We start from the raw sequence: 12,970 nt of genomic DNA, 5'->3' as shown, positions 1-12,970 counted from the left end.
GCCTCGGTGCCATTCAACTTATGTGACGGAGAAATCAGCGGGCCCGTCTTCCCAGGGGTTGAAGAGCGCCGCTCCGCTGTTTCGTGTGTCCTTGACGTTACGGGTGACCAGAAAAAGGTCGTTTTCGATCGCGGTCGCGGCGAGCAGCGTGTCCACGACGGGAGGCGATTGACCAACGCGGCGCTTCACCTCGCCGGAAATGACGCCCCACCGAAAGACCACAGCATCCTCGACGGACAACAACCGGCCGCTGAACCGATCGGCGAGGGCGGCGCGCGCGGCGAGATAGCGGGAACGGTCCGGACTTTCCGGGTCCAGATTGTGGATGCCCTTGTCGATCTCCGCGAGAGTGAGCACGCTCAGATACATGCTATGCTCGGTCTGGCTCGCTGCCCAGGCCTTCACACTCGGAGCCCCATTCGGACTGGCCAGGGCCGACACGACATGGGTATCCAACAGCCAGCCCTTCACAGAAGAATATCCCGTCCCCGGTCCATTTCGCGCTCCAGATCGAGACCGTCGAGCCCGAGGCCTTCGAGGAAGGGTACGAAGGCGGGCTTGCTGCCGTCCGTGGGCAGGAGCCGTTCGAGCTCTTCCACGCTGATGACCGCAACAGTCTCGCGCCCTCGCACGGTGACTCGCTGGGGGCCTTCGCTTTGAGCGCGTCGGACAACCTCGCTGAAGCGCGCCTTGGCGTCCTCGAGTTTCCAGGTGCCGCCTTGTCCGTCCTTGGCTTCCGGGTCCTTTCGGATTGCCGTGCCCATTCGCATTCTCCTGACTAGCTAGTCAGATATAGGACTTGGGACGGAGTTTGGCAACGCGAAACTGAGCGCGTGACGCAAATTGAAGCGCCAGTCCACGGTCGGCCTGGGCGTGCCGCCGTGAGCGTGCTTCTGAGCGAGCCGCGCGTGTCGGCTTCAGGCCGCGTCAACTCCCGGGCTATGTGCGGGCGAGACGCTCGATGATCGGGCATTCCGGTCGAACATCGCCATGACAGGCCTCAGCCAGCGTCACCAACGCCGTCCTCATTGCCTGAAGCTTTGCGGCCTTTCGGCCCAGCTCCTCGGCGCGCGCCATGGCCAGTGCCTTGACGTCGCCGCTCGATCGCCCACGATCCTGCCACAAGCCGAGGAGCGAGCGGATCTCCTCGATCGGGAAGCCAAGGTCGCGGGCATTGGCAATGAAGCGGAGGCGATGCACGTCCGCGTCCGAATAGTCGCGATAACCGCTGCGCCGCCGGGCCGGCGGCGGGACGAGACCGATCTTCTCATAATGCCGGATCATTCGCTGCGACACCCCGCTCGCCTGTGACGCCTGGCCGATGTTCATGGCTAGCTCCCGTCGAGCCTCACGGCACTCAGCCGCAGCGCATTGGCGACCAAGGTGAAAGAGGACAGGGCCATGGCGGCGCCAGCGAACATCGGCGAGAGCAGGATGCCGGCGACCGGGTAGAGCACGCCCGCCGCGACCGGAACGCCGATGCCGTTGAAGAGGAAGGAGAAGAAAAGGTTCTGGCGGATATTGGACATGGTCGCCCGGGCGAGCCGGCGCGCCCGTACCATCGCCGCCAGATCGCCCGCGGTCAGGGTCAGTCGGGCGCTTTCGATGGCGACGTCGGTGCCCGTTCCCATCGCGATCCCCACATCTGCGGCGGCCAGCGCCGGCGCGTCGTTGATGCCGTCACCCGCCATGGCGACGCGCGCGCCTTTTGTCTTCAGTTCGGTGATGATCCGCGCCTTGTCGTCGGGCCTGAGATCGGCATGAACCTCGTCGATGCCGCCAATTGCGTTCGCGACCGCCTCGGCCGTGCCGCGACTGTCGCCGGTCAGCATGACGATGTGCAGTCCTTCGGCTTGAAGCGCGGCGAGGGCCTCGCGCGTCGAGGCCTTGATCGGATCGGCGACCGCGATCAGGCCTGCGGCACGCCCGCCGACGGCAACGAACATCACGCCGGCTGCATTGGCCCGATGGCGTTCGGCGGCTGGGGCGAGCAATGTGCTGTCGGCACCGATCCGCTCCATCTGCGCGGCATTGCCGACGGCGATCGTGCGGCCTCCGACAGTCCCGCTGATCCCCATCCCGGTTTGCGATTCGAAATTGCGGACCTCGCTGAGCGTGAGCCCCCGATCGCTCGCGCCCGCGATGATCGCGAGAGCCAGCGGATGCTCGGACCGTTCCTCCAGCGCGGCGGTCAGTGCCAGCAGCTCGTCCGCCGTGAACCCCTGGGTCGGTTCGACTGCCATCAGCTTCGGCTTGCCCTCGGTCAGCGTGCCGGTCTTGTCGATCACCAGCGTATCGACGCCATCGAGCGCCTGCAGAGCCTCGGCGTTCTTGACCAACACCCCGGCTTGCGCTCCGCGTCCGGTGCCAACCATGATCGACATCGGCGTGGCGAGTCCCAGCGCGCAGGGACAGGCGATGATGAGGACGGCGATGGCGTTGAGCAGCGCGTGGCCGAAGCGCGGCTCCGGCCCGACCAGATTCCAGATGATGAAGGTCGCGATCGCCACCAGCACCACCGCCGGCACGAACCAGCCGGCTATGCGGTCGGCGACTGCCTGAATCGGCGCGCGGCTGCGTTGCGCCTCTGCCACCATCGCGACGATGCGGGCCAACATGGTGTCCGAGCCGATCGCTTGTGCTTCCATGACCAGGCTGCCGGTGCCGTTGACTGTGCCGCCCGTGACCGCCGCGCCGGGAAACTTGAACACCGGCGCCGGCTCGCCGGTGAGCATCGATTCATCGACCGGCGAGTGGCCGTCGCTCACGACGCCGTCGACCGGGATCGCCTCGCCGGGGCGCACGCGCAGGCGGTCGCCTCTCGCAATGTCTGCCAACGGCACTTCGCTTTCGGCGCCGTCGGGGCTGATGCGCCGTGCCGTCTTGGGCGCGAGTTTGAGCAATGCACGGATGGCGCGTCCCGTGGAGGCCCGTGCGCGCAACTCCAGCACCTGGCCGAGCAGGACGAGCGCAACGACGACGCCCGCAGCCTCATAATAGACTGGAACCATATCGCCATGCGTGCGGAGAGCGGCCGGGAAGAGGCCGGGGGCGACTGTAGCGATCAGACTGTAGAGGAACGCTGCCCCCACGCCGATCGCGATCAGCGTGAACATATTATAGTGGCGGCTCTTCAGCGAGGCCCATCCGCGTTCGAAAAACGGCCATCCGGCCCACAGCACGATCGGCGCGGTGAGGGCGAGCTGCACCCAGGGGGACCAACGCATGGGCACGAGGTGCAACCCCACCATCTCGCCACCCATGGAAAGCAGCAGCAGCGGCACCGCGAGGATCCCACTCACCCAGAGGCGGCGGGTAAAGTCGACCAGTTCGGGGTTCGGCCCCTCGTCGGCGCCAGGCTCAGCGGGCTCCAGCGCCATGCCGCAGATCGGGCAGGAGCCGGGGGCATCGCGACGGATCTCCGGATGCATCGGGCAGGTCCAGATCCTGGATGCCGATGCCACAGGAGCGGATGCCGATTGCGGCGCCAGATATTTTGCGGGATCGGCGATGAACTTCGCCCGGCAGTTGGCGCTGCAGAAGTGATAGGAAGCGCCATTGTGCTCGGCATGTTGGTGCGTCTTCCCAGGATCGACGCTCATTCCGCAGACGGGATCCTTGGTTTCGCCCGCGGGTTTGCCGTGCGAGAAGCTATGGCCGCTATGGCCATGATGATCATGCATCGCCTTGCTCCTTTACGGCTGTAGATAAGGTCTGACATCATGTCACGGTCAAGTCCCTGGATATCGCGATGGAGTTGCGCTTTCAGGACAGGGCGGGGAGGCTGTGCATAATGTCGCGGCATCTCGCCCGCGAGATTGAGCGTTTTGTCCGCAATTTTCGCGGATTGAGTTATTGGCCCGGTCGGAGACGGCCAGACATCGGCCTTCGACAGTCCGCTGCGCTATTCAGAACCGCTGAAAAACATCGAGTGATCTACGGTTCCACATAGTCCTTCCCAAAGTGCGCGGCGAGTGATGTCGCCTCGGACGGCGAGATGCTGACGTTGCTGACCTCCGAGATGGCGATGGCGGTTGCGGCACGCTCGAACAGGGCAACGCAAGGCTGATTGTCGAGCCGGGATGTATAAAGAATCCCGTCCGCCGTGGTCGTTTGATGGATGTGCCGGCTGGCAGCCCAGGTCTTGCCATAGGCGTCGCCGTGCAGGTCGGTGAAGGACAGGCCATGAACCGATATGCCGCCATCGAGGAGTGGATAGAGCCTGAGCGCTCGTGTGGTGACGATTTCACTGCGAGCGCGAGCCTGGACCGCACTGGACAGGATGTAGGGTATCGCAGGCCGTCGGACGAGCGTTTCGCCAAAAGCCGTTACCAGCGTGCGGGCGGTGTGGAGTACCTTGTAGCTGCCATCGGGGGCGTCGAAGCGGCCTTCGGGTTTAGGCCCGAACGGCCCGAAGAAAAGCGGATCATGGGCAGCACGATGAATCCGGTGCATATGCACGCCCGCACCGACGCGTCGCAACATGGTGGCGGCCATTCCTGGTCAGACCGCCCAACTCGCGACAAGTGCGACGAGCTGACGCAAGGTTTCCTGATCCGGGCGACGCCCCAGGATCGCCAGCGGTGTTTCCTCGTGGGCGCTGAAGCCTTCAACCGGCGTCGTCAGGAGCATCAATTGCTCCCAGGGATGAGTGTCGCCGAAGGCCTCGAGCAATCGCTTGAGATTGGGAAGCGCCTCGCCATTGACGAGCTGGGCAGCCGGATATGGGATTTCAGCGCCATAGGGGACGCCGAGCATCTGCCGCCGCTGCCGTTGCTTCTTGATGGCGACCGCAGTCACGCCAAGCATCTCGGTAACATCAGTGCGATCAAACATCCTACTGGCGCGCTGAGCCATATCGTCGCGGAAGCGCGCGGTCTTCTCGCGCGCAGCCCTGATCGCCTCGAAATCAGCTGGCGATTCTGGCGCGACGTCGCCCGGAGCGATTGCAAGTGCCTGGCGCATCTGAACAAAGCAGACCGGCTATTGACGCTATACCCATTTAGGTATAAATGGGTGTTGTAAGATGATGTGGTCCGGGAATGAGTGAGTCAGACAAGGAAATAAGATGGCTGGGGAGCACGCTCAAGGATTTGTCGGCCATGCCCGACGAGGTGAAGCGGCCACTGGGTTACGGTCTCCGCTTGGCCCAGAAGGGGGAGCGTGCGCCGGATGCGAAGACGCTGAAAGGTTATGATGGAGCAGTTGAACTGATCGAGGACCATGATGGCGATTCCTATCGGGCGGTCTACACCACTAGAATCGATTCCGCTGTCTATGTGCTGCATTGCTTCCAGAAGAAGTCAACGAACGGGATCGCTATCCCGAAACACGACAAGACGACGATTGAGAGCAGATTGAAAGATGCCAGGCGGGACGCGGAAGATCAGCGTAGCGCGAGTAAGAGCAAAGGACATTGATATGGCTGTCGAACATGTAACTTCCGGCGGAGGCAACGTCTTTGCCGATCTCGGCTTGGCCGATGCCGATGATCTCAAGGTCAAATCCGACCTGGCGGCACTGATGCTCCGGTCCATCCATGAGCTCAAACTGAGCCAGACTGTCGCGAGCCGAATGATCGGCATTCCGCAGCCCAAGCTGTCGAAGATCCTGAACGGCAGGTTGGACGGCATCAGCGAAGCCTATATCGCGACGGCTCTCAGGAAGCTCGGGCATGATGTCGCCTATCAGGTCAGCCCTCGGCATGAGGGCGTCGGGCAGGCTCACGTCATCGAGCTGGTCTGATCTCCTTTCGGTCAGAACGGGCGTGCACATGCCACATGATTCTGTCGCCGATCAGCCTCCACCACTTACGCCTGCTACCGGGGGGCAAACGCTGCGCGCCCGACACTTTTTCTGGCGTCCATGGTACGCGAAGCTCTGGTGGGCGACCATTCCGGTCTGGTGGGGAGGGATGGCCCTCTCCACCCGCATCGACACGCTGGAAGCCTTCTATCGTGGGGGGATCGCGGGCTATCTCGACATCCTGTTCTTTCCGATGACTGCGGTCATGGTGCTGGGCGTCGGTTATGTTCGCGAACGCCTGGATAGTTTCATCGGGCAAGGCGATGGTGTGCCGCTGTCCGATGAGGAGGGTGACGCCGAGAGACAGCGTGTTTGGGAAGAGCATGAGCGGATGGTGGAGAGATCGCGCGCTTTCGCCGATCCATTCGACCCCCGATCTGGACCGCTCTGGATCGGCAACCCTTCGAACCCACTGAATCCAGACTACATTGATCCCCACACCGGAAGGCATCGTTAGCGCTTCTTGAATTTACTGTCTCCGTCGCCAGGACTGCCGGCGATGTCGGTCGAGAAACTGCCCTTCGAGAGGACTGAGTTCTGCTCGAGCGAGGTTAATGGGCCGGTGATATCAAAGGTGGCGCGTCCATTGTCCGCATCCTGAAGGTAGCGATTGCGCATGCCTTCGTTCCCAAGGACGCGGTTCGAAAGTTCGCGGGAGAAGGTTGCTGCCGGATCGCTGGAGCGCGCTGCGGCACGCTCAGCGGCAGCAATGGATTCCCGGACATCATAGTTCATAACGTCCATCGTGGATTGCGCGGTTTCGGTAGTGGATCCCTGATCCGTGCTTCGAAAACCTATATTACCACCAAACCGACCGGCTGTCGTTCTCCCTTTGCTAGTTGTCTGGGTAGGTCCTCGTTGCCGTCCTTTGCCAGACCGCGCGCTGTCGCTCGTGGTTTCACTATCGGAGGTAGATATCGTTCTCCCGATTTCGAGGCCGAAAGTGGTTCCCATTGTTGTCTGATCCGCGGCGGAACGGGAGAGAGTTCTCTGCCATCCTGTTTGCGCCATGATCGCCTGGACGTCGCGCTGGAGCGTGTCGGCGACCTGTGGCTTCAATCTCCATTCGCCTTTGCGGTCCATCTCGAATCCGCCGCGCAGCCAGTTGGCGAGCATAGCCTGCCCCTCGGCGCCACCGCCCATGAAATGCTCGATCGTGTCAGGCCCTGCCTGCTTGCCAGCCTCGAACCGGGTACTGGTGTCGCTGCGTGCCGAGCGGCTGAAATCCGTGCCGCTGGAAACCAGAAGATCATTGTGCGCGAAACTGAACCGTGCGTGCCCGCCATTGGCGATCGCGCCAAGCTGGCTCTCGTTGATAAGCCCGGCCTTCCACATCGCAGCAGCGGTCTCCGGGGTGAGATTGAGGCCGAGGTCACCATTCTGGTCCATGGCGATCTGGCGCTTCGTGAGGTTGATGCCGTTCTCGGCAAGGAGACCCTGCATACGGGTCAAGCGCTCCCGATCGACGATCGAGGTGATGCGCTCGTTGCGCGCGCGATCAGCGATGCCCCCGGCGCCGCCTTCGGCCATATCGACCTGGTTCCCCGCTGTGCGGCTCAGCGCCTGGATGAAGCTGTCGAGCCGTGCTGCCTCCCGCGTCGAGACGCCCGCCGCAGCTGCGCCCTCTGCGAACCCGAAATTTTCCGATTGGCGCCGCTGCTCGCCGATGCGCGCCGCGCTTCGCGTGCCCGTTGTTCCAACCTCTCGCTGCGCGTCAAGCTTGCCGGACCGTTCGGCGAAATCGTAGCCCGACGCCTCGCGCGTGCGTCCATAGATGCTGGTCCCTTCGCGGCCGGCCTCGGCCGTCGCGCCATCGGCTGTCCCGACCTGGACGGCCGCATTATAGCGTTCGAGCGCGGCCTCGATTTGCGCCTCATTGCGCCCCGTCGCGCGGGACAGTTGAGTTATGGCGGAACTGCGCGCTTCGCCCGACAGCGCATTGATGAAGCCGATCCGGCGCGAAGTTTCATCGACTGACAGGCCGAGCATCGCCGCCGCTTCGCGCTGGCCCTGATTGCTGCCGCTTCGCCAGCCCTGCTCGGTCGCGACATTGGCACGCTCGACGCCTGCAACATTGTCGCCGGCATAGTCGCGGCGTCCCTCCATCGCGCCGACCTGGACCTGCGCGGACGTGAGGTCGTTGCGCAGCATCTGCTCCTGATCATAAGTGTTGGCGATCAGCTTGGCGAATGTCGGATCAGCCTGGGCGTCGCCGATCACGCCTGATGCCTTGAGCTGGGCATCAGCCGGCGAATAACCGGCGCGTTCAAAATGCCGGGCCGCCCCCTGCATCATCATGCTGTAAGCGCGCTGGTCGCCGAAGGCGCGCCACTGGACGAGGTTCTGGCTGAAGGCCGCGAACGCCTTCTCGCCGGCCTCGTCCTGACCAAAATAGCTCGTGCCCAGACCCCTCAGGGCATCCTTCTCCGCGAACTGATGGATCGCTGTAGTGGCCGCATTGGCCTGGACGGCGCGCGCGACCCCGGGATCGGCAAGGTCCCGGCCACCCAGCGCGGGAGCGAGGCTCCCCATCTGGCGCGAGCCTTCGATGCCGCCGAGTGCGAACGCCGTTCCGCCCGGCGTGCCAGGACGCTCGCCAAGGATATGTCCCGCCTCGCCATAGCTTCGGTTCGCATTGAAGGTCGAACGCTCCCCAAAATCGCCAAAGCTCGAAGCGGCGGCCGCGCGGGTACGCGTTCCCATGGCTGAAGCCTGGGCCTCGAGCGCGGATGCCTGTCCCTCGGCGGTGCCCATCGGCGCGGCGGCGGCCGTGCCCTGGCTCGCTATCCCGAGCGACCCTGAGGTGAAGGAGGTGAACACATTGCCGCTGAAGCGGAAGACTGTGAAAACGAACGCGCCGGCGAGGCCAGCGGCGGCGGTCCGGAAGCTGCCGAAGATCGCCAGCGCCTTCATCGCCGCCGATGGCGCCAATAGCCAGGCATTGGCGGCGAGCGCGTTCGAGCGCAGTTCGGCGAGCGTCGCGGTCGCGCGCCCGAGGGTCAACTGATAGATCCCCGCGTCGATCACGCCCCAGAGCGCCACGAACACGAACATACCGAGGGCAAAGCTCGCCACGCGCAGGTTGATGGGCGTCAGGATGAACAGCAGCGCGATCGGGATCATGAACAACATGATGCCGAACACCGTGGCGCGGATCGTCGGCATCCATTCGTTCGCGACCGACATGGTGGCGAGACCATTGGAGATGACCGCCCGGTTGGCCATCACCCTGGCGGCGCTCGCCGGGGAATCCTCGAACAGGACGTCGCCTACGGTGTTGCCCAGCAGGATGTGGGTCAGAAAGGCTTGCGCGCTGAGCGGCCGGCCAAGCATCATCTGCCCCATCTCCCCAAGCTGCTGGCGGCAACGCGTCATCTGCTGTGCATTGCCAGTATCATAGCCCGTTCGGGTGCAGATCTGGTTGGTGTAGCTTTCGAACAGGACGGGATCGGACAGGCGATCGGAGATGTGCGTCCAGGCGTCGCTGCAGCTGACCGTCGTTCCACCCTTGTCGGATTGCGTGTAGACCGTGGAGAAGGTGGATGGCCCGGCCATCGCCGCGAACGAAGCAGGCAGATCGGTCGAGGTCCGGAACAGCTGGTCATCGTCCACGCCATAAGCCGCCGACACACGGGCGACCGGATAGCATTGGCGGACATAGTCCTTGATCGTCGCGTCGAGGAACACGTCGGTCATCGGACCGCGCGGCGAAACGGCGTTTAGGAAAAGGTCGAAGCTGTGCCCGCCGGCACCGAACTCGATCTTCGCATTGGGGTCCAGCGTGTTGTCGTCGATCGTCTCGACCATCGCGCGTTCCATCATGTTGGTCGCTCCGGCGACGAGTACGAGGAGGTTGGGGACGCCGCCGACAGGCTGATAGGCATTGCGCACGCGGTCATAGACATGGACCGTCCCGGTCGTGGCGATGAGGCCGACAAACAGGCCGATACCGATCAGGATCTGGAAGCCGAAGGCGACTAGGCCCATGCCGGTCCCGCGCACGCTGGCGATGATTGCACCGAGACCGATGCCGACCGTCGCGACGATCATCACCAGCGTCTCGTAGCGCGGATCGCTGAAGATCATCGAGACTAGGCGAAAGGCATCGACCGTCTCGGCGAAGCCGTCATAGGTGTGGAAGCTCGTATCGACCGCCAGGGCGGGCGTGGCGAGAAGCAGGGCGGGAAGGGCGGCAAAGAGCCTCGCAAGCCGGCGCATGATGGTGTGTCCTATTGATTGCGGGCAGCGGCGCCGGCGGCATCGCGCGCGTCGCGGTCGCGCTCCCGCAGGAGTCCGGCATAATTGGTGGAGAGGTTGGCCTGATTGAGAGCTGCCATGTAGCTTTGGCGCATCTGCGCGCGTTGGCGCAGCACTTCGTCTCTCAGGTCACGCAGCTGCTCGATCCCCTTGGACAGGATGCGCGTCTGACAGACATTCTTGTTGTTGCCGTCTGCCGATCCCGCGACGGTCGCGCCGCGCTCGGCATTGGTCACGGTGAAATCGATCGTGCGGGTCAGGTCATTGAGCATCTGGTAGGCGAGGGTGAGCGCGACCAGTTCGTCGGTATCTGCAATCACGGAATCGACGACGCCCTGGCGCACGCCCCATTCGAGCATCCGGTAGACCGGCAGCGTTCGGACGTTGGCGACGAACTGTCGTTCCTCGGCCGAGAGCGCCGCCCGCGTGCGGATCTTGGTGGCGATCGACTGCATGCGCTCGCGGGCGAGCACGAGGGCACCCCGTCCCGAGCCGTCCTGTGCGCAATCCGCACCCGTCGGCGGGAAATTGAGCGTCCTGCGTTGGACCCGGCCGGTCAGGAAGTCCTGCGCGCTTTCCGTATCCTGCGCGGGACATTGGGGAATGGCTGTGAACAGCGGTACCCGGTCGCCATCGTCCCAGCGCATATAGACGTCACCGACCCGGGCCCGCATGACGCTTGCCCAGTCGCCAGCGCCGACGCGCGAGGCGGCATGGGACAACAGCGAGCCGGTACGGAAGATGTCGGTCACCTCCGCTGGGCAGTTGGCGAGCGCGTCCTTCAGATCCTCGGTGGGGTTGTTGTTGTTCGCCTCGATCTTCTCGCGGCTCTGCTGATAGCTCTTGGCGAAGCCCTGCTTGACCGAGCGATAGCCGGTCATCTCCTCGATGATACCCGACATGTTGTCGTCGCCCTTGGCTATCTGCACCATGCGATTGGCGAGCCGGCAATCATTGACCTGGATCGAGTTCAGGAAATTGGTCGCTGCTTCCATCTTCGAGATGATGTTGCCCATCTTCTCGTCCAGCGTTTCGAGCAGATACTGGAACGCCACCGCAGGCGCGGCCTGCAGAATGCTCTCGAGCTTCTGGACCAGATAGTCGGGATCAAGGAATGACATGCCGCCCAGGAACATGTCGATACCGCCGCAGCCGGCTTTCACCTTTGGCAGGCTGACGGACATGAGATAATCATTATGGACGTCGACACGGCCCGACATGCCGCCGGCCGTCACATAGCCGCGCGTCTGGTCCTCGAACGAACCGGGAGAGGTATAGGTGACATTGTCGAACCAGCTTTCCGCCCAGCTCTGCGCATGGGCAGGCGCGGTCGAGACGAATGTGGCAAGGACAAGCGCGATCAGCGCGCGCGCAGCGGTGCGATACCGACCGAACATGGCGGACTCCGGACAATCTGGGTTGGGGGCGGAAGGACTGAGGCCGCCATTGCTCAGTGCCTTCCGTTGCGGGTCGCCGGCAGCCCCACGATGCCGGTGAATTTGGACATGGCGCGGACGCCGACCGCGGGTCTCACGCCCGTCAGCATCTTTGCGGCAAGATAGAGATTGCGCGCGAGGTTGGGCGCGTGGTCGGTGCCAATCGCCACCGGCACGACGCGGATGTCGTCCGCGATCGGCCGCACCCAGGCGACCGGATGTCCGACCCAGGGGAGACCAAGGCGCCCCGACCGGATCATCGCCTCCTGGGCGCCAATCGTGCGAACCTGCCAGCCATAGCGCGTGCCGAGGGCCGTCAGCTTGCTCCAGAGATCGCCGCAGGGCACGCATCCGGGCGCCGTGGTCATCTCGATCACGAACGCGGCCCCGTGGCCGCGCAGCGTCGCGGTGAAATCGTCCGGGAAGTCGCGCGTTACGGGCACTCGTGACAGCCATGCCTGCATCGTCTTTGCATCGCCAACCGGATGGATCGCGGCCCGCATCGCGTCATCGGGCGTCACGGTCTGTGCGGACGCAGACCCCATGCCGATCACCAGGCCTGGGATGCCGAGGAGGATGAGCGCGCGCATCACGGCTTCTGTCCGGTCGAGGCGTCGACAAGATCGCCGCCGAGTGCGCGGGGGTCGGTGGCGGAGACCGGGCCGTTGCCGAGCGCGTCGAAGAAGCCGGCATCCTCGCCCGGACCCGTCATGAACTGTTCGGGCCGGATATCGCCGCGCAGCAGGCGCACCGCCTGATACGCCATCTGCGCGAGATTGGGATAAGCCTCCACGCCGGACGCAATGACCATGCGCTGCTGGCTTCCACGGCGAATGATCATCGTCGTGGGCGTGATCTCTACCCCGAACCGCTGGCTGACATCCGGCCGCTTGTCGACATCCATGAGCGTGACCTGCCAGCCCATCTCTTCCTGGAAACGCTGGATGATCGGCCACTGGACGCGGCAATAGCCGCAGGTCGAACGCGAGAACATGACGAGCGCGAACTCGCCCGCATGGGCGCGCAGGTAGGACCGACGGATGGCGTCCTTCTGCGCGCCAAGCTCCGAGCGGGCATCGCCGACCATGGGGTTTGCGGACTTCGAGTTGAGCTCGGGATGTTGCAGCATTGCGATCTGCGTCACGCCGGCGAACGCGCGCGCCTTGCGCCGCGCGAAGTCCTGAAGCCGCCAAAAATCGGCGACGGCATCGACCGTCAGCACGGTCGCGGCATAATCGCGCTGCTCTTCGATGAGCTTGCGGATCTTCGGCGGGGTCCAGGTAGCCAGTTCCGCCATCGGTGGTATGACGGGTTTGACCAATCCGTCCGGCTCGGCTCTTTCCTCAGGCTTTGGCCGGGGCGCTTCATACCACCAATAGCCTTGGCGCTGTCCTTGAGCCTGCCCTTCTGTCTGGGCGTTCGCCGGCATCGAGGCAAGAACGATAGATGTCGCTGCCGCGACGATCAGCCGC

Annotated in this window: 13 protein-coding genes; 3 read left to right on the top strand and 10 right to left on the bottom strand. The window is 63.9% G+C overall.

The window, feature by feature from the left end; translation table 11 throughout:
* Positions 1 to 18: 18 nt before the first annotated feature.
* From BGP17_RS10390 to BGP17_RS10365, 6 genes are all read right to left on the bottom strand, one after another.
* Complete coding sequence (locus BGP17_RS10390) at positions 19 to 471, bottom strand: type II toxin-antitoxin system VapC family toxin (RefSeq protein WP_070156720.1); 453 nt, start codon at positions 469 to 471, stop codon at positions 19 to 21.
* Positions 468 to 764 carry a type II toxin-antitoxin system Phd/YefM family antitoxin gene (locus BGP17_RS10385; RefSeq protein WP_083276965.1) on the bottom strand — a complete coding sequence of 99 codons (297 nt, stop codon included), beginning with the start codon at positions 762 to 764 and terminating at the stop codon, positions 468 to 470. The genes BGP17_RS10390 and BGP17_RS10385 overlap by 4 nt, the downstream gene beginning before the upstream one ends.
* Before the next feature lie 175 nt (positions 765 to 939).
* Entirely contained in the window at positions 940 to 1,329 is a 390-nt protein-coding gene (cueR, locus tag BGP17_RS10380; protein WP_070156722.1) for a Cu(I)-responsive transcriptional regulator, read from the bottom strand.
* 2 nt (positions 1,330 to 1,331) lie between these two features.
* Positions 1,332 to 3,683, bottom strand: coding sequence for a heavy metal translocating P-type ATPase (locus BGP17_RS10375; protein WP_083276966.1), 2,352 nt, complete (start codon positions 3,681 to 3,683; stop codon positions 1,332 to 1,334).
* A 253-nt stretch (positions 3,684 to 3,936) separates the two neighbouring features.
* Complete coding sequence (locus tag BGP17_RS10370) at positions 3,937 to 4,497, bottom strand: RES family NAD+ phosphorylase (RefSeq protein ID WP_070156723.1); 561 nt, start codon at positions 4,495 to 4,497, stop codon at positions 3,937 to 3,939.
* 6 nt (positions 4,498 to 4,503) lie between these two features.
* Positions 4,504 to 4,965: a hypothetical protein gene (locus BGP17_RS10365; protein ID WP_070156724.1), complete on the bottom strand. Its 462-nt coding sequence runs from the start codon at positions 4,963 to 4,965 to the stop codon at positions 4,504 to 4,506.
* A 77-nt stretch (positions 4,966 to 5,042) separates the two neighbouring features.
* On the opposite strand from BGP17_RS10365, the gene BGP17_RS10360 reads away from it, so the two are divergent.
* From BGP17_RS10360 to BGP17_RS10350, 3 genes are all read left to right on the top strand, one after another.
* Positions 5,043 to 5,420, top strand: coding sequence for a type II toxin-antitoxin system RelE/ParE family toxin (locus BGP17_RS10360; RefSeq protein WP_070156725.1), 378 nt, complete (start codon positions 5,043 to 5,045; stop codon positions 5,418 to 5,420).
* A gap of 1 nt (position 5,421) precedes the next feature.
* Positions 5,422 to 5,745, top strand: a complete 324-nt coding sequence (locus BGP17_RS10355; RefSeq protein ID WP_070156726.1) for a helix-turn-helix domain-containing protein — start codon at positions 5,422 to 5,424, stop codon at positions 5,743 to 5,745.
* Positions 5,746 to 5,914: 169 nt separating this feature from the next.
* Complete coding sequence (locus BGP17_RS10350) at positions 5,915 to 6,262, top strand: hypothetical protein (protein ID WP_190287315.1); 348 nt, start codon at positions 5,915 to 5,917, stop codon at positions 6,260 to 6,262.
* Here the strand turns inward: BGP17_RS10350 and BGP17_RS10345 are convergent.
* The 4 genes from BGP17_RS10345 to BGP17_RS10330 are packed head-to-tail and all read right to left on the bottom strand — an operon-like array spanning position 6,259 to position 12,927.
* On the bottom strand, positions 6,259 to 10,023 hold the full coding sequence (locus BGP17_RS10345; RefSeq protein ID WP_070156728.1) for a conjugal transfer protein TraG N-terminal domain-containing protein: 3,765 nt from the start codon (positions 10,021 to 10,023) through the stop codon (positions 6,259 to 6,261). The two genes, BGP17_RS10350 and BGP17_RS10345, sit on opposite strands and share 4 nt — an antisense overlap.
* A gap of 11 nt (positions 10,024 to 10,034) precedes the next feature.
* Complete coding sequence (locus tag BGP17_RS10340; RefSeq protein ID WP_070156729.1) at positions 10,035 to 11,459, bottom strand: conjugal transfer protein TraH; 1,425 nt, start codon at positions 11,457 to 11,459, stop codon at positions 10,035 to 10,037.
* A 53-nt stretch (positions 11,460 to 11,512) separates the two neighbouring features.
* Positions 11,513 to 12,088 carry a hypothetical protein gene (locus tag BGP17_RS10335; RefSeq protein WP_070156730.1) on the bottom strand — a complete coding sequence of 192 codons (576 nt, stop codon included), beginning with the start codon at positions 12,086 to 12,088 and terminating at the stop codon, positions 11,513 to 11,515.
* The gene (locus BGP17_RS10330; protein ID WP_070156742.1) at positions 12,088 to 12,927 is read right to left on the bottom strand and encodes a conjugal transfer protein TraF; all 840 of its coding nucleotides are present in this window, start codon (positions 12,925 to 12,927) and stop codon (positions 12,088 to 12,090) included. The genes BGP17_RS10335 and BGP17_RS10330 overlap by 1 nt, the downstream gene beginning before the upstream one ends.
* Between the last annotated feature and the right edge of the window lie 43 nt (positions 12,928 to 12,970).

Source organism: Sphingomonas sp. 67-41 (assembly GCF_001899725.1).
GTDB lineage: Bacteria > Pseudomonadota > Alphaproteobacteria > Sphingomonadales > Sphingomonadaceae > Sphingomonas > Sphingomonas leidyi.
Note: the sequence above shows the minus strand (reverse complement) of the source record. Positions and strands in the feature narration are given on the sequence as shown.

Coding starts and splice junctions, on each gene's coding strand:
- cueR (WP_070156722.1), bottom strand. CDS start 1,329: ATGAACATCGGCCAGGCGTCACAGGCGAGCGGGGTGTCGCAGCGAATG.
- BGP17_RS10385 (WP_083276965.1), bottom strand. CDS start 764: ATGGGCACGGCAATCCGAAAGGACCCGGAAGCCAAGGACGGACAAGGC.
- BGP17_RS10355 (WP_070156726.1), top strand. CDS start 5,422: ATGGCTGTCGAACATGTAACTTCCGGCGGAGGCAACGTCTTTGCCGAT.
- BGP17_RS10370 (WP_070156723.1), bottom strand. CDS start 4,497: ATGGCCGCCACCATGTTGCGACGCGTCGGTGCGGGCGTGCATATGCAC.
- BGP17_RS10375 (WP_083276966.1), bottom strand. CDS start 3,683: ATGCATGATCATCATGGCCATAGCGGCCATAGCTTCTCGCACGGCAAA.
- BGP17_RS10345 (WP_070156728.1), bottom strand. CDS start 10,023: ATGCGCCGGCTTGCGAGGCTCTTTGCCGCCCTTCCCGCCCTGCTTCTC.
- BGP17_RS10340 (WP_070156729.1), bottom strand. CDS start 11,459: ATGTTCGGTCGGTATCGCACCGCTGCGCGCGCGCTGATCGCGCTTGTC.
- BGP17_RS10350 (WP_190287315.1), top strand. CDS start 5,915: ATGGCCCTCTCCACCCGCATCGACACGCTGGAAGCCTTCTATCGTGGG.
- BGP17_RS10365 (WP_070156724.1), bottom strand. CDS start 4,965: ATGCGCCAGGCACTTGCAATCGCTCCGGGCGACGTCGCGCCAGAATCG.
- BGP17_RS10360 (WP_070156725.1), top strand. CDS start 5,043: ATGAGTGAGTCAGACAAGGAAATAAGATGGCTGGGGAGCACGCTCAAG.
- BGP17_RS10335 (WP_070156730.1), bottom strand. CDS start 12,088: ATGCGCGCGCTCATCCTCCTCGGCATCCCAGGCCTGGTGATCGGCATG.
- BGP17_RS10330 (WP_070156742.1), bottom strand. CDS start 12,927: ATGCCGGCGAACGCCCAGACAGAAGGGCAGGCTCAAGGACAGCGCCAA.